This window comes from Mitsuaria sp. MSU3D (assembly GCF_056867975.1).
Genome location: NZ_CP200314.1, coordinates 6,160,267 through 6,180,147, shown reverse-complemented (window position 1 = coordinate 6,180,147; position 19,881 = coordinate 6,160,267). Strand labels below are relative to the sequence as shown.

General features: G+C 69.7%; 22 protein-coding genes. 6 read left to right on the top strand and 16 right to left on the bottom strand.

Annotation, left to right across the window (positions count from 1 at the left end; translation table 11 throughout):
* The first annotated feature begins 45 nt into the window (after positions 1-45).
* A complete protein-coding gene (locus tag AC1VNM_RS27245; RefSeq protein WP_483108989.1) occupies positions 46-1,005 on the top strand; it encodes a hypothetical protein in 960 nt (319 codons plus the stop codon).
* 82 nt (positions 1,006-1,087) lie between these two features.
* Here AC1VNM_RS27245 and AC1VNM_RS27240 read toward each other — a convergent pair whose 3' ends face one another.
* Entirely contained in the window at positions 1,088-1,351 is a 264-nt protein-coding gene (locus AC1VNM_RS27240; RefSeq protein WP_483108988.1) for a hypothetical protein, read from the bottom strand.
* 156 nt (positions 1,352-1,507) lie between these two features.
* Positions 1,508-2,479, bottom strand: coding sequence for a LysR family transcriptional regulator (locus tag AC1VNM_RS27235; RefSeq protein WP_431101892.1), 972 nt, complete (start codon positions 2,477-2,479; stop codon positions 1,508-1,510).
* Positions 2,480-2,630: 151 nt separating this feature from the next.
* Here AC1VNM_RS27235 and AC1VNM_RS27230 point away from each other — a divergent pair, with 151 nt between their 5' ends.
* Positions 2,631-3,848 carry an MFS transporter gene (locus tag AC1VNM_RS27230; RefSeq protein WP_483108987.1) on the top strand — a complete coding sequence of 406 codons (1,218 nt, stop codon included), beginning with the start codon at positions 2,631-2,633 and terminating at the stop codon, positions 3,846-3,848.
* Between the two features lie 21 nt (positions 3,849-3,869).
* Here AC1VNM_RS27230 and AC1VNM_RS27225 read toward each other — a convergent pair whose 3' ends face one another.
* Genes AC1VNM_RS27225 through AC1VNM_RS27210 form a run of 4 tightly spaced genes read right to left on the bottom strand, consistent with a single transcriptional unit; the run spans position 3,870 to position 5,889 of the window.
* The gene (locus AC1VNM_RS27225; RefSeq protein WP_483108986.1) at positions 3,870-4,208 is read right to left on the bottom strand and encodes a nuclear transport factor 2 family protein; all 339 of its coding nucleotides are present in this window, start codon (positions 4,206-4,208) and stop codon (positions 3,870-3,872) included.
* A gap of 50 nt (positions 4,209-4,258) precedes the next feature.
* Positions 4,259-4,837, bottom strand: a complete 579-nt coding sequence (locus tag AC1VNM_RS27220; protein ID WP_483108985.1) for a putative glycolipid-binding domain-containing protein — start codon at positions 4,835-4,837, stop codon at positions 4,259-4,261.
* A 1-nt stretch (position 4,838) separates the two neighbouring features.
* The gene (locus AC1VNM_RS27215) at positions 4,839-5,237 is read right to left on the bottom strand and encodes a VOC family protein (protein WP_431101888.1); all 399 of its coding nucleotides are present in this window, start codon (positions 5,235-5,237) and stop codon (positions 4,839-4,841) included.
* A gap of 13 nt (positions 5,238-5,250) precedes the next feature.
* On the bottom strand, positions 5,251-5,889 hold the full coding sequence (locus AC1VNM_RS27210) for a LysE family translocator (RefSeq protein ID WP_483108984.1): 639 nt from the start codon (positions 5,887-5,889) through the stop codon (positions 5,251-5,253).
* A 105-nt stretch (positions 5,890-5,994) separates the two neighbouring features.
* Between AC1VNM_RS27210 and AC1VNM_RS27205 the strand changes: the two genes are divergently transcribed.
* Together AC1VNM_RS27205 and AC1VNM_RS27200 are read left to right on the top strand one after the other, a co-directional pair.
* Complete coding sequence (locus AC1VNM_RS27205; protein ID WP_431101886.1) at positions 5,995-6,408, top strand: VOC family protein; 414 nt, start codon at positions 5,995-5,997, stop codon at positions 6,406-6,408.
* A gap of 50 nt (positions 6,409-6,458) precedes the next feature.
* On the top strand, positions 6,459-7,262 hold the full coding sequence (locus AC1VNM_RS27200; RefSeq protein ID WP_483108983.1) for a prolipoprotein diacylglyceryl transferase family protein: 804 nt from the start codon (positions 6,459-6,461) through the stop codon (positions 7,260-7,262).
* A gap of 39 nt (positions 7,263-7,301) precedes the next feature.
* Here AC1VNM_RS27200 and AC1VNM_RS27195 read toward each other — a convergent pair whose 3' ends face one another.
* Positions 7,302-7,883, bottom strand: coding sequence for a demethoxyubiquinone hydroxylase family protein (locus AC1VNM_RS27195; protein WP_483108982.1), 582 nt, complete (start codon positions 7,881-7,883; stop codon positions 7,302-7,304).
* 54 nt (positions 7,884-7,937) lie between these two features.
* Here AC1VNM_RS27195 and AC1VNM_RS27190 point away from each other — a divergent pair, with 54 nt between their 5' ends.
* Positions 7,938-8,582, top strand: a complete 645-nt coding sequence (locus AC1VNM_RS27190; protein ID WP_483108981.1) for a DJ-1/PfpI family protein — start codon at positions 7,938-7,940, stop codon at positions 8,580-8,582.
* A gap of 59 nt (positions 8,583-8,641) precedes the next feature.
* Here AC1VNM_RS27190 and AC1VNM_RS27185 read toward each other — a convergent pair whose 3' ends face one another.
* The 7 genes from AC1VNM_RS27185 to AC1VNM_RS27155 all read right to left on the bottom strand — a co-directional run bounded on the left by AC1VNM_RS27185 (position 8,642) and on the right by AC1VNM_RS27155 (position 17,816).
* On the bottom strand, positions 8,642-9,865 hold the full coding sequence (locus tag AC1VNM_RS27185) for a VWA domain-containing protein (RefSeq protein ID WP_483108980.1): 1,224 nt from the start codon (positions 9,863-9,865) through the stop codon (positions 8,642-8,644).
* Entirely contained in the window at positions 9,862-12,366 is a 2,505-nt protein-coding gene (locus AC1VNM_RS27180) for a DUF5682 family protein (protein ID WP_483108979.1), read from the bottom strand. Before AC1VNM_RS27180 ends, AC1VNM_RS27185 begins: the two co-directional genes overlap by 4 nt.
* Positions 12,367-12,399: 33 nt before the next feature.
* Entirely contained in the window at positions 12,400-13,506 is a 1,107-nt protein-coding gene (locus AC1VNM_RS27175) for an ATP-binding protein (RefSeq protein WP_483108978.1), read from the bottom strand.
* A complete protein-coding gene (locus tag AC1VNM_RS27170) occupies positions 13,503-15,167 on the bottom strand; it encodes a DUF5691 domain-containing protein (RefSeq protein WP_483108977.1) in 1,665 nt (554 codons plus the stop codon). Before AC1VNM_RS27170 ends, AC1VNM_RS27175 begins: the two co-directional genes overlap by 4 nt.
* A complete protein-coding gene (locus AC1VNM_RS27165) occupies positions 15,164-16,630 on the bottom strand; it encodes an SWIM zinc finger family protein (protein WP_483108976.1) in 1,467 nt (488 codons plus the stop codon). Before AC1VNM_RS27165 ends, AC1VNM_RS27170 begins: the two co-directional genes overlap by 4 nt.
* 116 nt (positions 16,631-16,746) lie before the next feature.
* Positions 16,747-17,166 carry a lysozyme inhibitor LprI family protein gene (locus tag AC1VNM_RS27160; RefSeq protein ID WP_483108975.1) on the bottom strand — a complete coding sequence of 140 codons (420 nt, stop codon included), beginning with the start codon at positions 17,164-17,166 and terminating at the stop codon, positions 16,747-16,749.
* Entirely contained in the window at positions 17,163-17,816 is a 654-nt protein-coding gene (locus tag AC1VNM_RS27155) for a DUF7684 family protein (RefSeq protein WP_483108974.1), read from the bottom strand. The genes AC1VNM_RS27160 and AC1VNM_RS27155 overlap by 4 nt, the downstream gene beginning before the upstream one ends.
* Positions 17,817-17,851: 35 nt before the next feature.
* Between AC1VNM_RS27155 and AC1VNM_RS27150 the strand changes: the two genes are divergently transcribed.
* Positions 17,852-18,295 carry an STY0301 family protein gene (locus AC1VNM_RS27150; RefSeq protein ID WP_483109339.1) on the top strand — a complete coding sequence of 148 codons (444 nt, stop codon included), beginning with the start codon at positions 17,852-17,854 and terminating at the stop codon, positions 18,293-18,295.
* A gap of 18 nt (positions 18,296-18,313) precedes the next feature.
* On the opposite strand, the gene nagZ is transcribed toward AC1VNM_RS27150, so the two are convergent.
* Together nagZ and acpS are read right to left on the bottom strand one after the other, a co-directional pair.
* Entirely contained in the window at positions 18,314-19,399 is a 1,086-nt protein-coding gene (nagZ, locus tag AC1VNM_RS27145; protein WP_483108973.1) for a beta-N-acetylhexosaminidase, read from the bottom strand.
* A 52-nt stretch (positions 19,400-19,451) separates the two neighbouring features.
* A complete protein-coding gene (acpS, locus tag AC1VNM_RS27140; RefSeq protein ID WP_483108972.1) occupies positions 19,452-19,877 on the bottom strand; it encodes a holo-ACP synthase in 426 nt (141 codons plus the stop codon).
* Positions 19,878-19,881: the final 4 nt, after the last annotated feature.

The following is a 19,881-nucleotide window of genomic DNA, read 5'->3' as shown; positions in this document are numbered from 1 at the left end:
CACGCAGACTCAAGCAGACTCAAGCAGATCCAGGGAGACACGCACATGGCTCGAATCCTTTCCCTCGTCGCCGCGCTGGCGGTGCAGGCCGCGGTGGCGGTGCCCGCCGCGATGGCGCAGGACAGCGTCAAGCTCAACATGGTGCCGCTGCCGTCGACGCGGCAGCAGGTCGACATCGCCATGGACATGAAGATGAACATGTCCATGCAGCTGCCGCCGAACGCGACCGAGCAGCAGCGCGCGCAGATGGCGCAGATGAAGGCCTCGATGCCCATCACGATGAAGATGGGCATGCGTCAGGACCTGTCGACGACGGCGAAGGGCCCTGACGGCGCCTACACGCTCAACGCCGAGGTCACCACGCTCCAGAGCGAGATGCGCGACGGCACGGGTCAGGCGCGGCCCATGCCGCCGCAGGGCCCGATGCGTTTCAGCGCGCAGCTGAAGGACGACCAGTTCGAGAAGATCGATCTGCAGCTGTCCAACGCCGGGCAGGCGCAGGCGCTGAGCAAGGAGATGCAGGAGAAGATCTTCAACCAGAGCTTCGACTGGATGCGCAAGTTCAACGGCAAGTCGCTGAAGGTCGGCGAGACCCTCGAGATGCCGATCGACATGAACCTGCCGATGGCGTCGTCGAAGGCGGGCAAGCTGCTGGGCCGGTACACGCTGACGTCGGTGAACAAGGGCATCGCGTCGTTCGACGTGGACGTGCGGATGGACATGAGCTTCGCCGCGCCGGCACCGGCGGCCTCGGGCGCGTCGGCGCCGGCGGGTCCGGTGGAGGGCGCGATGACCGGCTCGGGCCGCGGCAAGATGGACCTGCGGCTCGCGGATCGCCTGATGGTGCGCAGCACGATGGCGATGACGATGGGCGTGGACATGGCCGGCCCGCAGGGCAACAAGATGCGCATGGACATGGAGATGTCCATGACCGGCAACGGCAAGGCGCTGCCGCCGGGAGCGAAGAAGCCGGCCGCGCCGGCGAAGCCCGCGACCAAGGGCTGATCGCTCGCTCGTCGTTGATCGGAAGATTCAACGGCACCATGAAGAAGACCGCCCTCGGGCGGTCTTCTTCTTCTTCGGCAGGTCATGGAAGCAACCGGTACAGGTTGAGCACGATCCCCAGAATTCCAAAACCTCCGCCGATGGTCACGATGGTCCAGCACAAATGGGCGCCGAATCGCCGCTCCATCACCGACAGGATTTCCGTCTTAGCCTTGTCCACATCCTTCTTGGACGCCAGTTCGTCCTTCACGTCCTGAAACCTCGCCTTGATCTCGTCGCCCACAGCATCAGTGGCGGTGTGCGCGTCGCTCTCGGACACGCCGGCACGGCGCAGTGCGATGAACATTTTGATTTGCATAAGCCCTCTCATCTCAAGTTGCACAGCCAGAGCCAGCAATCTACGCATCGCGGCAAGCCCTGGCACTGGCTGGTTCTGAGGCTCTTGGTCGAGATGTGCGACGGATGAGTCGTCGTGATCCTCAACTTGTGGAGGTGGAAGCACTCACGTCCTGGCGCGGCGGCGGACTTCGCGCATGCCGCGCATGGTGGGAATGACCTCGCGCATCACCTGCAGGAACGCACGCAGCCGGGCGGGCTGCAGTCGGCGCGAGGGATAGACCAGCGAGATCGGCAGCGGCGTCGCGCACCACTCGGGCAGCACGCGCACGAGACGCCCTTCGGCCATGTCGTCGAAGACGGCCCACTGCGACACCAGCGCGAGGCCCAATCCGCGACGTGCCGATTCGATCAGCGCGAAGAGGCTGTCCGTCCCCAGGCGCGGACGGAACGCGATGTGCATCCGCGCCTCGCCGTCCGCGGCGCGCAGATCCACGCCGTCGCGATAGAACGCCAGCAGCGCCAGCCACGGCTGCGCGCCGAGCAGTTCGGCGATCTCCTCCGGCGGCCGCTTGCCCAGGCCCTTGGGCAGCTTCTTCGCGAGCTGCGGCGTCGCCACCAGCACGCGGGGAATCTCGGCCAGTTGCGTGGCGACCAGGTTGGGCTGACTGATCTCGCCGACCAGCAGCGAGCAGTCGACGTTCTCGCGGCTGAAGTCCGGCAACTGGTCCTGCAGCATCCACTCCACCGACACTCTCGGGTGCTTGGTGAGGAAAGCCGCGAGCGGCTCGATCAGCTGACTCTGCCCGAAGGCATGCGGCACGCGCAGCCGAAGGGTGCCGGACAGCTCCTCGCCGCCTTCGAGTTCTTCCGCGAGGGACTGCCAGCCGTCGATCAGGTCCTGCGCCTGCGCGGCGCAGCGCTCGCCCTCCTCCGTCAAGCGGAGCCCGCGCGTGGAGCGCTCGACGAGCCGGGCGCCGAGCAGCGACTCCAGCATCTGCACGCGGCGGCTCACGGTGGGTTGCGTGGTCGCGAGCTGCAGCGCGGCGGCGGAGAAGCTGCCCGCCTCCGCCACGCGGAGAAAGGTCTGCAGCAGTGCGAGGCGGTCCTGGCCGCTGTCCCGGTTGGCGTCGTTCATGGCTCGCTTTATACGCCGTGCGTATGGGCGCTGTGCAAGCCGGACCGGTTCCCGCCAAGGCCTTGAATCCGAAGAATGCGGGTCATCGGGTGCTCACCCACCTCGCCTCCTTCCTCTTCACGCCATCTTGACCCATCCTTCGGGAGTTGCCATGTCCAGCCTTCCCATGCCTTCAAACGCCGCCGCCGCCGCGCCGCGCGACCCCGCCACCCCGTCCGCGCCGCTGATCGTGCTGCTGGCGGCGTCGGCGGGCCTCGGCGCCGCGTCGCTCTATTACAGCCAACCGATCCTGGCGCCGCTCGCCGAGGACCTGCATGCCTCGACCGCCGGCATCGGCGCGGTGCCGATGCTGACGCAGCTGGGCTACGCGGCCGGCATCCTGCTGCTGACGCCGCTCGGCGACCGCTTCGATCGCCGCAAGGTCATCCTGACCAAGTTCGTGCTGCTGATCGCCACGCTGCTCCTGTGCGGCTTCGCGCCGGGCTTCGCGCCCTTCCTGGTCGCGAGCGCGGTGCTCGGACTGACAGCGACGCTGGCACAGGACGTCGTGCCGATGGCCGCCTCGCTGAGCCCCGCGGAGCATCGCGGCCGCATCGTCGGCCAGGTGATGACCGGACTGCTGCTCGGCATCCTGCTGTCGCGCGTGATGAGCGGCGTGATCGCGCAGGCGCTGGGCTGGCGCTGGGTCTACGGCCTGGCGGCGCTGGCGCTGACGGTCGCGGGCCTGGCCAGCTGGCGCTGGCTGCCGTCCTCGCCACCGGTGATGCGCACGACGTATGGCGCGCTGCTGAACTCGCTCGGCGGCCTGTGGCGGACGCTGCCGAGGCTGCGTCGCGCAGCGATCGCCCAGGCGCTGCTGGCCGTGGCGTTCAGCGCGTTCTGGTCGACGCTGGCGGTGATGCTGCACGAGCGCTTCGGGCTGGGCAGCGCGGTGTCGGGCGCGTTCGGCCTGGCGGGCGCGGCGGGTGCGCTGGCTGCGCCGCTGGCGGGACGCATCGCCGACAAGCGCGGTCCCGGCGTGGTGACCAAGCTGGGCTCGCTGCTGGTGGCGCTCTCCTTCGCCGCGATGTCGGTGACGGCATGGCTGGACCGCAGCGCGGCGATCGTCGTGCTGGTGGTGCTCGCGATCGTCTTCGACTTCGGCGTGCAGGCCGCGCTGGTCGCCCACCAGACGATCGTCTACGGGCTCGATCCGGCCGCGCGCAGCCGCCTCAACGCATTGCTGTTCACGGGCATGTTCATCGGCATGGCCACCGGCGCGGCGCTGGGCAGCGTGCTGCTCACGCACTGGGGATGGATTGGCGTCACGGGCCTGGCGACGGTGGCGAGCGTCGGCGCCTTGCTGGTGCGGCTCACCGCCGACGAATGACGCCGCGCGCGACGGGCACGCTCAATCGCCCCGCCCGAGGAAGGCCCGGATCGCCGTGATCCGGCCTTCCGCATCGAAGTCCAGCACATCGACGACGAACAGCTCGATGTGCCCGTCGACGAGGATGCGCAATTCGCCGGCCACCGAGCTCGCGTTCTCCAGCACCCGAAGCACCTCGATGTGGATCGAGGCGGCGGACTCGAAGTTCTTGCGCGTCTCCGCGATCGCAGCATGGCGCCCCGTCACCGAGAGATTCCAATCGCGCAGCGTGACGTCCTCCGAGAACATCGCGGCAATGCCGTCGAGGTCCTTGGCGGCGTAGCGGTGGAGGTAGTCGATGAACGCGGCTTGGAAACTCATGGTGTGGAGGCAACGGTCGGCGGGGTCGCGCAGTATCGCGACCTTCCGCATCAGTCACGATGACGCCTGAAAAGACCCGGGTAGTCCAGGACCAGCAGGTCTTCATCCACCGGCAACTCCGCCTCGAAGCCCGAGCCGTTGAGCGACTCGAAGCGATAGAGCCGCTCGTCGAGCCGTGTATAGGCCTGCGCCTGCGGGCGCACGGTCAGCGCGGTGCCGTCGACCCAGGCCATGCGGAACTCGCGTCGTTCCCCGACGGCCAACGGGACGCGGCGAACCGGAAAGCTGTTGGTGAACGGCGTGGGCCAGATGTCGATGTCGAGGCATCCGTCGAGTTCGGCGAGGACACGCCCCGCACCGTCCTGCCAATGGCCACTGCCGTCGGTCTTCAACTGCATCGCACGGAGGGCACGGCCCTCGTCGTCGATGAGAGACAAGGTCGCCTCGCGCAATCGCCACGATTTATCCCAGTCCAGCCTATAGGCAAGCCGGAACGGTCCGGCCTCCTCATCGATCGCGATCACGATGCCATCGGCACGCCCGTCGGAGAGCAGCAGGTGCTCGATGCCGACGCCGGGCTGCGCGTCGTTCCAGAGGGGGATCCAGCAGACGGTGCGGGGCAACGGCATGTCAGACCGGCTGCGCCGCATGACACACCACGCACAGCTTGTTCCCATCCGGATCGCGGAAGTAGGCGCCGTAGTAGTGCTCGTGATAGTCGGGCCGCAGACCGGGCGGTCCTTCGCAAGTGCCGCCGTGCGCGAGGGCCGCGGCATGTGCCGCGTCGACCATCGCGCGCGTGTCGGCCATGAACGCGGTCATGTGACCGTTGCCGGCGGCGGGCGCGAGTTCGTCGAATGGCCGGCCGATGAGGAACAGAGGACGCGGCCCGGGCACCGACTGCCATCCCGCCCACGGTCGGCTGTCATCGCGGAAGCGCTGCGGCAGGTTGAGCACGGCCATCAGCGGCGCGTAGAAACCGATGGCGCGATCGAAGTCGGCGACGCCGATGAACACATGCGAGAACATGGCCGCGCCGCGCTCACTGCGTCCGGCCGCGCCAGCCGATCAGGCTGACGCCCAGCGCGACGAAGCACGCGCCGAAGGTCCGGTTCATCAGCTTCACCCGCGTCGGCGACGCCAGCCCCCGCCGCAGCGCCCGCGCGAGCAGCACGTAGAACGCGTGCGCCAGCACCGCGCAGGACGAGAAGGTCACCGTCAGCACGACGAAGTCGCGCAGCGCCGTCTCCGGGTGGTTCATGAACTGCGGGAACAGCGCGGTGAAGAACAGGATCGCCTTGGGATTCGTCAGCGCGACCATGATGCCGCGCAGGAAGAGCGCCTGGCGCGACAGGCCGGCGACCTCCGCCGCGGCGGCGTCGCCCGTGGCCATCGACATCCGCGCGCCTTGGCGCCACTGCTTGATGCCCAGCCAGATCAGGTAGCAGGCGCCGAGCAGCTTCACGACCAGAAAGGCCTGGGCCGAGGTGCTCAGCAGGACGCCGAGGCCCGCCGTCGTCGCCGCGGACACGGCCAGCAGCCCGATCGCATTGCCCAGCGATCCGACCATCGCGCGCCGCGGCCCGACGCTGAGCGAATTCGAGATCGCCATCAGCACCGCCGGCCCCGGCGTGAACGTGACGAACAGCGCCACACTGACAAAGCCCAACCAGCTGGTCATATCCACACCGATCTCCCAAGCGCACGACACAGAGGAGTCCGATGTTAGCGGGCGCGGCTTCGGGGCTAGGATCGTCCGATCGATCACCCCTGCCCGGGAGTCCCCATGCGATCCGTGTTCCACCTGGCCTATCACGTGCGCGACCTCGACGATGCCCGCGCCTTCTACGGCGGTGTGCTCGGCTGCGAGGAGGGCCGCAGCACCGACACCTGGGTCGATTTCGATTTCTTCGGCCACCAGATCTCGCTGCACCTCGGCGAGCCGTTCAAGACCGGCAACACGGGCAAGGTCGGGGATCACCTGGTCCCCATGCCGCACCTCGGCGTGATCCTGGCGATGCCGGACTGGCGCGCGCTCGCGGACCGGCTGGAGACGCGCGGCATCGAGTTCGTGCTCAAGCCCAGCATCCGCTTCGCCGGCCAGCCCGGCGAGCAGGCGACGATGTTCTTCCTCGACCCATCGGGGAATCCGATCGAGGTCAAGGGCTTCGCGTCCACGGACGGGATCTTCGCCACCTGATCCGACCCGGTGACCGACCGCGCGTCCGCCCGCTCACCCGACTGCCCGCGATGAACGAGGCCGTCGCCATCGGCCCGCTGGTACTGCCATGGGCCTTTCTGCACCTGTGCGCGGCGGTGGCCGCATCGCTGACCGTCGCGACCTTCCTCATGCGCAAGCGCGGGCAGGACGCAGGGCCGCTGCTGTGGCGCGGCCTGTGGGTTGCCATCGTGTTCGCGCGGCTCGGCTTCCTCTACCAGTACAAGGAGCTGTACGCCGAGCACCCGCTCAGCATCCTCAACCTGCGCGACGGCGGCTGGTCGCCCGAGGTCGGCATCGTCGCGATGTGGATGTACGTGACCTTCAAGTTGAGGAACGCGCCGGCGATGCGGCTCTCGGCGACCGTGCCGCTGGCGCTGGGCACCGCGATCGTAATCGCGGGACAGATCCAGCTCGCCATGCGGCCTGCCGCCGAGCCGCTGCCGGCCTTGCGCTTCGAGCAGTTGAACGGCGAGGCGATCGATCTCGCCGCGTTGCGCGGGAAGCCCGTGCTGATCAACCTGTGGGCCACCTGGTGCGGACCGTGCATCCGCGAGATGCCGATGCTTGCGCAGGCGCAGCGCGAGCGGCCCGATGTGCGCTTCGTCTTCATCAACCAGGGCGAGGACGCGGCCCATGTCGAGAAATGGCTGAGCCAGCAGCGCCTGACCATGAGCAATGTCGCCATCGACGAACGCCGCCAGGCCAGCGCGGTGTTCAAGCAGGCGGGTTATCCCACCACGCTGCTCTTCGATGCCTCGGGGAAGCTCGTCGGGAAACGCACCGGCGAGCTGTCGCAGCCGGCGCTGGAGGCGATGTTGGCGCGGCTGCGTTGACGCTGGCGGTCACAGGGTGCGCCGGCGCGTGGGTCCGCCTCACAAGCGCAAGCCGAGCCAGATGACCGTCTTCGTCGACGCGGCCACGACCGGCGTGAGCAGCGTCACCCACAACGAGCCTTCGCCGAGCTCGTCAGCGAAGGCATCGCAATGCTCACGCTCCTCGGCCACGATCGCGGCGATGGCGTCGACCGCCGCTGCGTCCTTCCCTTGCAGGCAGGCGACCTGGGCGTCGAGATGGGCCAGCACGACGCGCTCGACGGCGACCGTGGTCGCCGCGATGGCCCGGCGGCCGAGCAGGCCGGTCACGAGGCCCAGCCCGAAGCCGCCGAGGGCGCATGGCCAGTAGCTGCGGCACCGCGGCCGACCTCGGCGCTGCAGCTCGCGCCAGAAGATCGCCCGATGACCTTCCTCATGCGCCTTGAACTCGCGCAGCGCGGGGAGCATCGAGCGTGCCCGGATGCGCGCCATCAGGATCTGCCCCGCGTAGATATGCACGGCGCCGTGCTCGCCCGCATGGTTGACCTTCAGGAAGCGATCGCCGAGCGTTTCGCCGTCGCGCAAGGAGACAACAGTGAGATCCATCCGGCGAGTGTCGCCCACGCCTTGTGACGCCGTCATGCGCGGTTTCTCCAGGGTCTGACCGGCGGGCACGCACCTTGCCGCCACGTCGGCATGAGCACCACCGCCCCCACCCGCACCGTCCATCTCTACCTCTTCGAGGGCTTCGCCGACTGGGAGGCCGCCTACGCGGTCGCAGGCATCAACACGCCCGAATTCCAGAAGACGCCCGGTGACTGGCAGGTGAAGACCGTCGCCGCCGCCGGCGCCAACTTGGCGCGTTCGATGGGCGGGCTGTCGGTGATGCCCGACATCCGCCTGTCGACGCTGTTCCCCGACGACAGCGAGCTGCTGATCCTTCCCGGCGGCGCCGGCTGGGACAAGGGCGAGCACATGGAAGCGGCGAAGAAGGCCAAGGAGTTCCTCGACGCCGGCAAGCGCGTCGCCGCGATCTGCGGTGCGACGGCCGGCCTCGCGCGGCTCGGCGTGCTCGACGATCGGCAGCACACGAGCAACGCGCTGTCCTACCTGAAGGGCGTCGACGAGTACGCCGGCAGCGACCGCTACGTCGACGAGCCCGTCGTGATCGACCGCGGCTTGATCACCGCGGGCGGCATGTCGGCGCTGGACTTCGCCCGCGCGATCTTCAACACGCTCGACATCTACGAGCCCGAGACGCTCGAGGCCTGGTACCAGCTCAACAAGACCGGCCAGTCGGCGTACTTCGCGAAGATGGCGCAGGGCGCGGGCGGACGCTGAGTCTGAGACGAGCCGGCAGGCCGATCGTCCGTCCGGCACCGACGCCCCACGGGCGCGGCTCAGGCGCCCTTGGCCGCCGTCACGATCCCCTGCCCCGCCGCCCACGCGCCGATGTCGTCGCGCCGGATCGCCGCGGCCATCAGGCCCGGGAAGGCATCCGGCGTGCACGCGAACGACGGTACGCCCAGCGCCGCCAGCTTGGCCGCGAGCGCACGGTCGTAGGCCGGCGCGCCCTCGTCGCTCAGCGCCAGCAGGGCCACGCACTGCACGCCGCTCTCGACCAGGGACGCAGCGCGGCGCAGCAGCTGCGGCTCGACGCCGCCTTCGTACAGGTCGGAGATCAGCACGAAGATCGTGTTGCGTGGCTCGCGGATCAGCGACTGGCAATAGGCCACCGCACCGTTGATGTCGGTCCCGCCGCCCAGTTGGACGCCGAACAGCAGATCGACCGGATCGTCGAGCTGCTCGGTCATGTCGACCACCGCCGTGTCGAAGACCACCAGCTTCGTGCTCACCGCCGGCAGCGACGCGAGCACCGCGCCGAAGATGCTCGAGTACACGACCGAGTTGGCCATCGACCCGCTCTGGTCGATGCACAACACCACCTCGCGCTGCGGACGCCGCGCCTTGCGGCCGTAGCCGTGCAGCGTTTCGGGGATCACGGTGCGAAGCTCAGGCTGCCAGTGGCGCAGGTTGGCGCGGATCGTGCGGTGCCAGTCGATCTCCGACAGCCGCGGCCGGCGGTTGCGCTGGCTGCGGTCGAGCGCACCGGTCACCGCCGCCCGCATCGGTTCCTCGAGCCGCTTCATCAGCTCGTCGACGACCTGCCGCACGACGCGACGCGCCGTCTCCTTCGTTCCCGCCGGGATCACCCGCGACAGGGCCATCAGGTTCGCGACCAGGTGCACGTCCGGCTGCACGCCTTGCAGCATCTCGGGCTGCAGCAGCATGTCGCGCAGATGCAGGCGCTCCAGCGCATCCTTCTGCATGACCTGCACGACCGAGCTGGGGAAGTACTTGCGGATGTCGCCGAGCCAGCGTGCCACGCGCGGCGCGGAGTTTCCACGGCCGCCTCGCCGGTCGTCGCCCAGGCCGCCGCCGTCGCCGTAGAGCGCGCTCAGCGCCTGGTCCATCTCCACCGCGTCGCCGTTCAGGCCGCCGCAGCTGTCCTCGGCTTCGCCGCCGAGCACCAGGCGCCATCGGCGCAGGCGATCCGCATCGGTCGTCGTCACGGAGCCGGTCACGACGGGCGTCGGGTCCTTCAAGTCGTCAGGCGCGCTCATGCATCCACTCCCAGCATCAGTCGCAGCAACGGCAGGGGCAGCGCCGCGCGCGCTTCGTCCCACTCCGCCGCTGCCATCACGGCGCCGGCACCACCGCCCTTGCGTGCCGCGCGCTGACCGAGGTCGCGTCGCTCCCCCGCGTCGAAATGCGCGAAGGTGCGACGCACCAGCGGCAGCACGCGGATGAAGTGCTCGTCGTCGAGCCCGCTCAGCCACGCGTCGACCAGCGGCCAGACGCCGTCGTGATGCAGCAGCACGACGGCATTGCGATTGAGGAATCCATCGAGCCACGCAGCGGCCCTGGGCGGTTCCGCCGCGCGCGACAGCTGCAGGGACATCGCGGTGCCGGCGTCGTCCGCCGTGATCAGGCCGTCGTCCAGCAGCAGTCGCGTGCAGAGGCCGCGCAGCAGCGCGTGTGCGCCCTCGCGGCCGGCCAGTTGCGCAATGGCGGCCCGCCACTGCGTCGACGGCTCGGACTGGCGACCCGGATCGCGCAGCCGCACCGCCGCCTGCGCGCCAAGAAGCCGATCGCGGACCTGTTCCGCCGCGGCCTCGTCCAGCGAGTCGCCCATCAGCGGCAGGCTGATCGCCGCGCGCGTCACGAGGCCGTCGAAGACCTGCCCCACCATCGCCGCATCGGTCTGCCGCACATTGCCGTAGCGGAAGACGTTGGCCAGTGGCGGCAACGCGCCCAGCAACTGGTCGGCATCGCCGGTGACGGCGGCATGGTCCTGCAGCGCGCGGGACGCGATCGTCACCGCCTCCGGCAGGTCGGCCAGCAGCACGCGATCGACCAGCTCGGCCAACGCGGCGAGCGTGGGGCCCTTGCCGGCACTCAGCGCGCTCACCGCACTGCCGGCACCACCGGCGCCACCGCTGCCGTTGGCGCCGCTGGCGCCGTTGGCATTTCCGAACGTCGCATCACTCCCGCAGCGCTCGGCCACCGCGGTCGTCGCCGCCCGCGCGACCGACTGTCCCCAGCGGCTCGCCTCGATCACGCGCAGCGCGAACTCCGGCTGCCACTGCAGCGTCCAGATCTCGTGGAAGGTGCCGCGCGAGGACTTGCCCGTGCGCGCGATCTCGCCCCACGGCAGATCGATCAGCCGCAACCGGTGCAGCAGGTGGCTGCGCGCGAGGTCGTTGGGCTGGCGCAGGTCGAGGTCCAGCGTCTTCTGCGTCACCTCGGGCTTCATGCGCAGCGACTTCTGCAGCTGCTCCAGATCGCGCTGCAGCGGTACGGTGGGCACGTCGGACGGCACGCTCCCGAGGCGATCGCCGATGACCAGCTCGTCGCGGATGAAACCGAGCACCGCCTCGTCGCCCAGCGTCATGACGGTGCGCGTCGCCTCGTGCAATTCGTCCAGGCCCGGCGCGGGCCGCTGCCGCAACGCGGCCAGCGTGTCGGCGAGCCGGGCCGCCTCGATCAGATGGGCGGAGGAGCAATCGAGATCACGCTCGCGCATCAGCCGCGCCACACGCGCCAGCCAGCCGATCGCACGGGGACGGCGCTCGCCGTCGAGTCCGCTGAGCCACAGGTGTTCGTACCAGCCGGGCGAGTGGATGCCGGCGCCGTAGCCGCTTTCGCGCGCGAGGTGCCGGTAGGTCCACGGCACCCAGGTGCTCGTGACCTTGAGCTTGGGCTGGCCCTTGAGCAGCGCCTGGTCAGCCTTCGCGGTGACCTCGGCACGCAAGCCCCCCAGGTGCCACGCGCCGCAGACGACCGCGATGCGCGCGAAGCCCTCCTTGCGCGCCGCGCGGATGCACTGGCGCATGTGGGCCTCGCGCAGTGCCTCGCGATGGGCGTGCGGCGTCCGGGGATCGAGCGTCTCGTCGTCGCCGGACTCGGCGCGCAAGGTCGTCATCGCCTCCGAGATCGCGGCGAACAGGTCCTCGCCGTCGCCGCGCTCCTCGACCATGTGGTTCCACCAGGTCTCGCCATCGGCGTAGCCGACCGCGCGCGCGAGCCAGTCCAGCGGATCGCCGCGGCGCGTCGAGCGTTCGATGGGCTCTTCCGTCGCGGCATCCGCCTGAGCCTCGTCCACATCGCGCGTGTCGGCCGTCCCCGCGGACCTGGGCTCCACGGACTTGGACTCTGCGGACTCGGCCTCCTCGGATTCGGACTCTGCGGACTCGGGCTCCGCAGGCGCCTGCCCGGTCGCCTCTTCCCTCGCCTTCTCCAGAGCGAGCGAGACACCGACCGGCAGATCGATGAACCGCACCGGCACGCCGGCAACGCCCGCCCAGCGCAAGGCCTGCCACTCCGGCGAGAAGCTCGCGAACGGGTGATAGACGGCGCGGCCGGATTCCTCCACGCCGTGCGTCAGCAGCGCCACCGGCGGCGCCATCGCGGGGTCGAGCACGGCAGCGACGAGGCCGTCCGCCTCGGGCGGACCCTCGATCAGCACGCAGTCGGGCTTCAGCGCCTCGAACGCGGCGAGCAGGCTGCGCGCGCAGCCGGGGCCGTGGTGCCGCACGCCGAAGTAATGGACCGGATCGCTCATGACCGCTCAGGACATCTCGGGAGACTCGTCGGCTCAGGACTGCTCGCGGCAGGCGCGGTACAGGTCCTTCCACTCGGTGCGTTCCTTGACGACCGTCTCGAGGTATTCGTTCCAGACGACCTGGTCCTGCACGGGATCCTTGACGACCGCGCCGAGCAGGCCCGACGCGACGTCGCGCGGACGCAGCACGCCGTCGCCGAAGTGCCCGGCCAGCGCCATGCCGCTGTTGATCACGGAGATCGCCTCCGCCGTCGACAGCGTGCCGCTGGGCGACTTCAGCTGCGTCTTGCCGTCCTCGGTGCGGCCGTTGCGCAGCTCCCGGAAGATCTGCACGATGCGCCGCACTTCCTTGAGCGCCGGCGGCTCCGCGGGCAGCTGCAGCGCGACGCCCAGTTCGGCCACGCGCTTGACGACGATGGACACCTCGGCCTCCTCGCTCGCCGGCACCGGCAGCACGACGGTGTTGAAGCGGCGCTTCAGCGCGGCGGACAGCTCGTTGACGCCCTTGTCGCGGTTGTTGGCCGTGGCGATCACGCTGAAGCCGCGCGTGGCCTGCACCTCGGATCCAAGCTCCGGCACCGGCAGCGTCTTCTCCGACAGCACGGTGATCAGGCTGTCCTGCACGTCGGCGGGAATGCGCGTCAGTTCCTCGATGCGCGCGATCTTGCCGGCGCGCATCGCCTTCATCATCGGGCTGGGCACCAGCGCCGCCTCGCTGGGTCCGTTGGCCAGCAGCTGCGCGTAGTTCCAGCCGTAGCGCAGCTGTTCCTCGCCGGTGCCGGCGGTGCCCTGGATCAGCAGCGTCGAATCGCCGCTGACCGCCGCCGACAGGTGCTCCGACACCCACGACTTCGCCGTGCCCGGCACGCCGTACAGCAGCAGCGCACGATCGGTCGCGAGCGTGACGATGGCGATCTCCATCAGCCGCTCGTCGCCGATGTACTTGGCGCTGACCTCGAAGCCGTTCTCCAGCCTCCCGCCCATCAGGTAGCGCAGGACGGCCCACGGCGACATCGCCCAGTTCTCCGGACGCGTGCGGGTGTCCTGGCGCTTCAGCTCGGCGAGCTCTTCGGCGAACTGGTGCTCCGCATGACGGCGCAGGAGCTGCGAGGCGGCGGAGGTCTCGGTGGAAGTCGTCATGAGGTCCTCGGGATCGAATCGGGTTGGGGAGCGCGCTGGCGGGCGTCAGACAGGGCGTCAGACAGGGCGTTCGGCAGGGGGTTCGGCAGGGCGAGCAAGGCACGGCGCAGCGCGGCCGTCTGCGCGACGGCCTGCAGCTGCTCCGCGTGGGCGGTGGTCTCGTCGGCGGCGCGGATGTCGGCCAGCGACGCGTACGCGGACAGGCTGTCGGCATGAACGACCGCGCCGAAGTCGACCAGCATCGCGCGGACGGCGTAATCGTCCTTCAGCGTGCCGGCGCGGGCGCGCGTCAGCAGTTGTCCGGTCAGCGCGCGCGAGAGGTCGGTGCCGAGCGTCTCTCCGCCGCTCGCCGCCGCGATCAGTGCCGACAGCGGCAAGGAGCCCTGCTGCACATGTCGCAGCCAGTGGCGCTCGCGACGGGCCTGCGGCAGCCAGTTGAGCGCCTGCGCTGTCTGATGCATCTGCAGCGGGACGTTCGCCTGAGCCGCACTGCCGGTGGACGCCTGCAAGGCATCGAGGAAGGCTTCGCACCACTCGACCTCGCGCGTCGCGGCCAGTGCGTCGAACCAGCCGCGCATCAGCGCTTCGCTCCAATCGGTCTTGGCGGCCCAGCCGAGCAATTCGGCGGGCGTCATCGAGGTCGTCGTGGTCCACCAGCCCAGCGGCACCTGGCGCACCAGTTGATAGAGCCACCAGGCGCGCTCGCCCAGCTTCTCGGTGGACGGACGAGCGACGACGATCTGATCGGATGGCCAGTCGGCGGCCGCGGCCTGCGGTGCGTCGATGACCCAGTGCTGGCGCAGCAGCGCACGCTCGCGGCGCACGAGCGGCGCGAGCCGCTCGATCGCGCGTCGCGGATGCGCGGCGTCGGGCAGGCGCAGCAGCAGATCGAGCGCGACGTCGCGCACCTCGCGGCTGCGGTCGGCGCGCAGCCGATCGAGCAGCGCCTCGTCCCCCATGCCGAGCCCGACCGCCAGTTGCGCGACCAGGTCGGCGCGCTCCTTCGCGGAGAGTTCCGTCAGCGCGGATTCCAGGCGGCTCCGGGCCGCGGCGGCATCGACGGCGCGCTCGCGCGCCAGGAACGCGCGGCGCTGTTCCAGCGTGCCTTCGGTCCAGAGCGTCTCGCCGGGCGCGTCGCCACCGGCGCCCGCGGCGTAGTGCCAGTCCTCGCGCTGCCGGGCCAGCCACAGCCCGCGCTCGCCGAGCACCGGCAGCAGCGGGGCTCGCAAGGCGACCGCGCGGCGTCCAACGTCGAGCGCCAACGGCAGCAGGCTCTCGGGCAGGCGCAAGCCTGCCGCGGCCAGATCCATGAACGCCTGCTGCTGAAGGCGCCCGGGCGCCTCGGTCAGGACCCAGCGCAGCAGCGCGTGCAGCGAGCCGGCGGCGCCGTCGACGCGCGCCGGCACGACGCGCAGGCGATCGTCCGCGGCGGCCTCGGGCAACGGCGCGGTCCAGACGCGATCCTGCATGCCGGCCGCCTCGCACGGAGCGATGACGGCCATCGTGCGCAAGACCTGGCCCGCCGGATGGCCGGCGACATCGGCCGCCTGAGCCGCGAGCGCCACGAGCGCGCCGATCTCACCCGGCCATTCGGGCAAGGGTCCCGGCTGTCGATCGGTGCCGACCATCGCGACGGGCAGCAGCGGCGTCCAGGCGCTCATGCGGCGCTCCTCGTCCACGCAGGGCCCATCGCTCCCGACCGCCACGCGGTCAGCGGACGCAGCCCGCGGCCATCCCATTCGCCCATCACCGCGATCGGGTGCCCGCCGGCGACGGCCATCAACGACCACCAGTCGGCATCGCCGACCTGCAGCGGCACGGCGCGGCCGTCAGCGATGAGATGCGGGCCCGCCTCGGACGCGACCGGCGTCGCATGCCCGAGCACGACGGGATGCAGCAGCGCGAAGGGATTGGCGGCCACGCGTTCGGCGACGCGTCGCCATTCGTTCTGCCATTCGTTCTGCCATTCGTTCTGCCGTTCGTTCTGCCAGACCTCCGAGCCGTCGAGATCCATCGTGCCGGCCGTGCCGGCCGTGCCGATCGTTTCTTTCGGCTCGGGCGGCGGTGAAGCCTCGGCGATCAGCGCTCGCAGCGGCGCACTGCCGGGATAGAAGGCGAGCGTCAGGTCGGCGGCGATGCCGGCCACCCACATGCCGTCGAAACCGCGACCGCCGTGCGTGTGATCGAGCAGCCACGCGCGCCGGCCCGAGCGGTCGCCGCGCAGCCAGACGCGGCGCTCGTTCAGACGCGCGTCGCGCTCCTCCACGATCACGCCGAGCACGGTCCAACGGTCGGTGACGCGTTCCCCGGTGGCGAGAACCTCCGCCTGTTCGATCGGCCAGCCGCAGACCGTGCGCAGGTCGGCCTGAACGGGCTCGGGCAACGCCCCGCGACGCGCAATGCCCGCACAGGCGAGCTGCAGCAGCCCAAGTCGGGCGAGCATGCGTTCGGGCCAGTCGGCGCCGACGCGCCAGCCCTCCGCGGCAGCGACGACGCGCTGGCCGAGACCCGGCGCCTGGGCATCCACCATCCGCGCCGCCATCGTGCGCCAGCCGCGGATCGCGGCATCGTCGAGCGCGCCGAGGCCGCGACCGATCTGGTCGCCGAGCCAGCGTTGCAGTTCGGCTGCTGCGTCCTCGATGCGGCGCCAGCGTTGGGCCTCTCGCTTGAATGCGGTGTCGGGATCGGCGAGCGCCGACGCCGCCTGCGCGGGATCGACGCCGTCGGCGATCTGCGCGGCGCGTTCGGCGGCGCGTTCGACGGCCTGCTGGTCGCGTTCTTCCTTCTTCTGCGCGCGCTCGCCGCGGGAGGCGATCCATTCGGCGACCCAGGCGGGTGGCGCGCCAGGGGTGAAGCGGGAGGCGTCCTGCGCCCGCAGCATCAGCAGCGCGAGGCCGTGCTTGCAGGGGAACTTGCGGCTGGGGCAGGAGCAACGGAAGGCGGGGCCGTTGAGGTCGACCTGCGTCTGATACGGCTTGGAGCCGCTGCCCTGGCACTCGCCCCAGACGGCGGCGTCATCGGCGCCGAGCAACGGCCATTTGGCCGGCGAGGTCAGTCCCCGCGCGGCCTTCGCCGATGCCTCGTCCGGCGCCAGCGCCAGCACGCCCTCCATGGTCAGCGACATGCTGGCCCGCTCCCTGGTCGAATCGTTGTGGGTGAGTTGGGGGCGAGTCTAGCCGGAGTGAATGACGGGTCCAGGCGTCGGAACAATGCGACGCGTTGCTGCGTTGCCGCGGTGGCTCAAGGCTGGGTCTTGAACGCCTCGAGCTGCTTGATTCGCAACTGCGCGTGATCGCGCATGCAGCCGAGGTACTGGAGGTTACGGATCGAACCTTCGGACCACAAGTCGAGCACCGCCTTGCAGTCGGCCTCGCGGAACTTCACCCACAGGCGCTGCGCGGCGACGACGCTCTCCTTCGGCTTCGCCGGCCTGGCGCCGCCGACCTTGGCCGGTGTCTCCGCCAGCACGCGGCGATAGACGTCATTGAGCTGCTTCTCGACCTGCTGCTGCTCCTGCGCGGCGCAGTCGTTCATGTCGACCGTGCTGAAGGCGTTGGCGCAGTCGAGCGCGTGCGCGGACGAGACGGCGGACATCACCAGTGCCGCGAGGGCGAGGCGTCGCGCGATGGCGCGGTCGAAGCCGAGAACGTTCCTTGTCATGGATGCTCCTTCAGGTCTGGGGGAAGTGCGGCCCGGTAGGCGGAGTAGATTCGCTCAGGATCTTCGTCGGCGGCCACATGAACGACGATCAACTCGTCGAGAGGCTCTATGGGATGACTGGCGCACTGGATGGCGAAGTCGAAGACCTCGCTCAAGGGCTGATCGTCGTGCCAGGTCGTCAACACGAACGAACGCTCCGGCACGTTGTAATCGAACCGTGCGAGGTTGGCCCAATCCACCGCATCATCCCAACTGCTCGCCGCCACGCCCCATGCCATCGCGTAGAGGCATCCTTCGGCAACGAGCCAATCGCTGATGCGATTCTGCTGGGTGGCGGTCACGGAGACTTCAGCCACGATCACCGCGCGGAATGGCGCACGCGCTCCGAGCGCGGGCAGCGCCGCGTCTGGCTCGACGTGGTGGTAGGTTGGCAACCGGGCATCAATCGGAGCATCGCGCATGTATATCGCCGTTTCGCGCCATTTCATTTCTGCCGAGAGGACGATGACCTTCGTCATCGGATTCTCCTTGAGAACGGTGGCGTCGTCGGCTTTACGATCATCGAGCAGTACCGCGGTCTGCAGTTCATCCAGGAGCGGAAGGTCTACTTCGATCCTGTGACCCGCAAGCAGAGGAACGACTACCTGCATCGCGGTTCTGCCTGCGCAACGATCCAATGGTGACCATGTCCCTGCCTCAGACCGCCATCGCCATCCTTCTGGCCCTCACCGGTCTTCAGGCTTGCGCCGCGCCCGCGTCTTTCAGTTGCCCCACCGAATGGGCCGCCACGAAGCAGGAAGCTGCAGAGGTACCTGAAGGGTTCACGGCCTCGCGTGAAGTGCCACAGGCGAAACACGACCTCAGCGGCTTCCGCATCAACCAAGGTCCCATCGAAGAGCGCCAAGGTGCCATCTACGACGACTTGAAGACCCAGCGCGACGCGAAAGGCGGCGTCACGGAAACGCTGATCTGGAACGTCGCCACGCTCGATCGCCCGCTCGCGATCTGCAGCTACACGGGCACCCAGCTCGTTCTGACGCGACCACTTGCCGGCTATGTCCAATGTACGGCCATCATGCGCAAGGAACCCGGCGCCATGATGACCATCCGCTCGGTCAACTGCCGCTGAGCAGCGGGGCCGCGCCCCTCAAGGCAAGCGCGCCAGCGCTTCCAGATACCTCGGCGCCAGCATCAACTCATCCCACGTCAGCGGCGCCGATTGCGGCACCAGCGCCGCGCGACGGGCTTCGCTGTCGATCGCGGGCGTCCATGTGCCCTTCGCCTGCGCGTCGGTCAGGCCGTCGAGCAGCTCGTCGATCGCGCGGCCGCCCTGCTCCAGGCTCTGGTTGCACAGCAGCACCAGGTCACAGCCCGCGCCCAGCGCCGCGAGCGCCGCCTCCGCGTAACCCACCGGGCGGCCTTCGATCACGCGCGCCGCGGCCATGCCGAGGTCGTCGCTGAACACCGCGCCGGCGAAGCCCAGGCGGTCGCGCAGGATGTCCTGCAGCCAGCGCTGGCTGAAACCCGCCGGCCGGCTGTCCACCTTGCGGTAGATCACGTGCGCCGGCATCACCGCCGACAGGCTCAGGCTCAGCCATTCGAAGGGCCGCACGTCCTCCGCCAGGATCGCCTTCAACGACCGCGTGTCCACCGGCACGCCCACGTGCGAATCGACGCTCACCGCCCCATGTCCCGGGAAGTGCTTGCCGCAGCTCGCCATCCCCGCCAGTGCCAGGCCTTGCATCAGGCTCTGCGCCAGCAGGCTCACCACGCGCGGATCGCTGTGGAAGCTGCGCGATCCGATCACCGGGCTGATCGACTGCCGGCTCGCGTCCTGATGGTCCAGGTCCAGCACCGGCGCGAAGCTCATGTCGACGCCGCAGGCCCGCAGCTCCAGCGCGAGCACGAGGCCCGTCGCCGTCGCCGCCTGGATCGCCCGCATCGCGTCATCCATCCACAGCTCGCCGAGCGCGCGCATCGCCGGCAGTGCCGTGAAGCCGTCCGTGCGGAAGCGCTGGACGCGGCCGCCTTCCTGGTCCACCGCGATCAGCAGATCGGGGCGGATCGCCTTCGCCTCCGCGCACAGCGCGGTCAGCTGCGCGCGGTTCTCGAAGTGGCGCGCGAACAGGATCATCCCGCCCGTCAGCGGATGGGCCAGCCGGCGGCGGTCGTCCGCGGTCAGCGTCGTGCCGGCGATGTCCAGGATCACGGGCGAATGAAAATGCTCGGTCATTGACTGTGTCTCTTTCGTTGGTCGCGCGTCATCGCGCTTTCAGCTGTCGTTGTCAGGTCGCGCGTCCGGATCGCGCCTCGGTGCCATCGCGTGTCTCGACGACGACGAACGCCGTCGCATAGTCGGTCTCGTCGCTCACGCTGACGTGCGCGCTCAGCCCCTTGGCCTCGAACCACTCGGCCAGCGCGCCGTGCAGCTGGATGCCCGGCTTGCCGCTGCGCGCCTTGACGATCTCGCAGGCGCGCCACGTCATCGGCATCCGCATGCCCATGCCGATCGCCTTCGAGAACGCCTCCTTGGCCGAGAACCGCGTCGCCAGGTAGGCGATGCCCCGCGCCTCGACCTTGGCGTACCGCTCGCGGAACACCTCGATCTCGTGCGGGCCCAGCACCTTCTCGGCGAAGCGCACGCCGCGCCGTTGGAAGGTCTCCCGGATGCGCCGGATGTCGCAGACGTCCGTGCCGATGCCGTAGATCATCGCG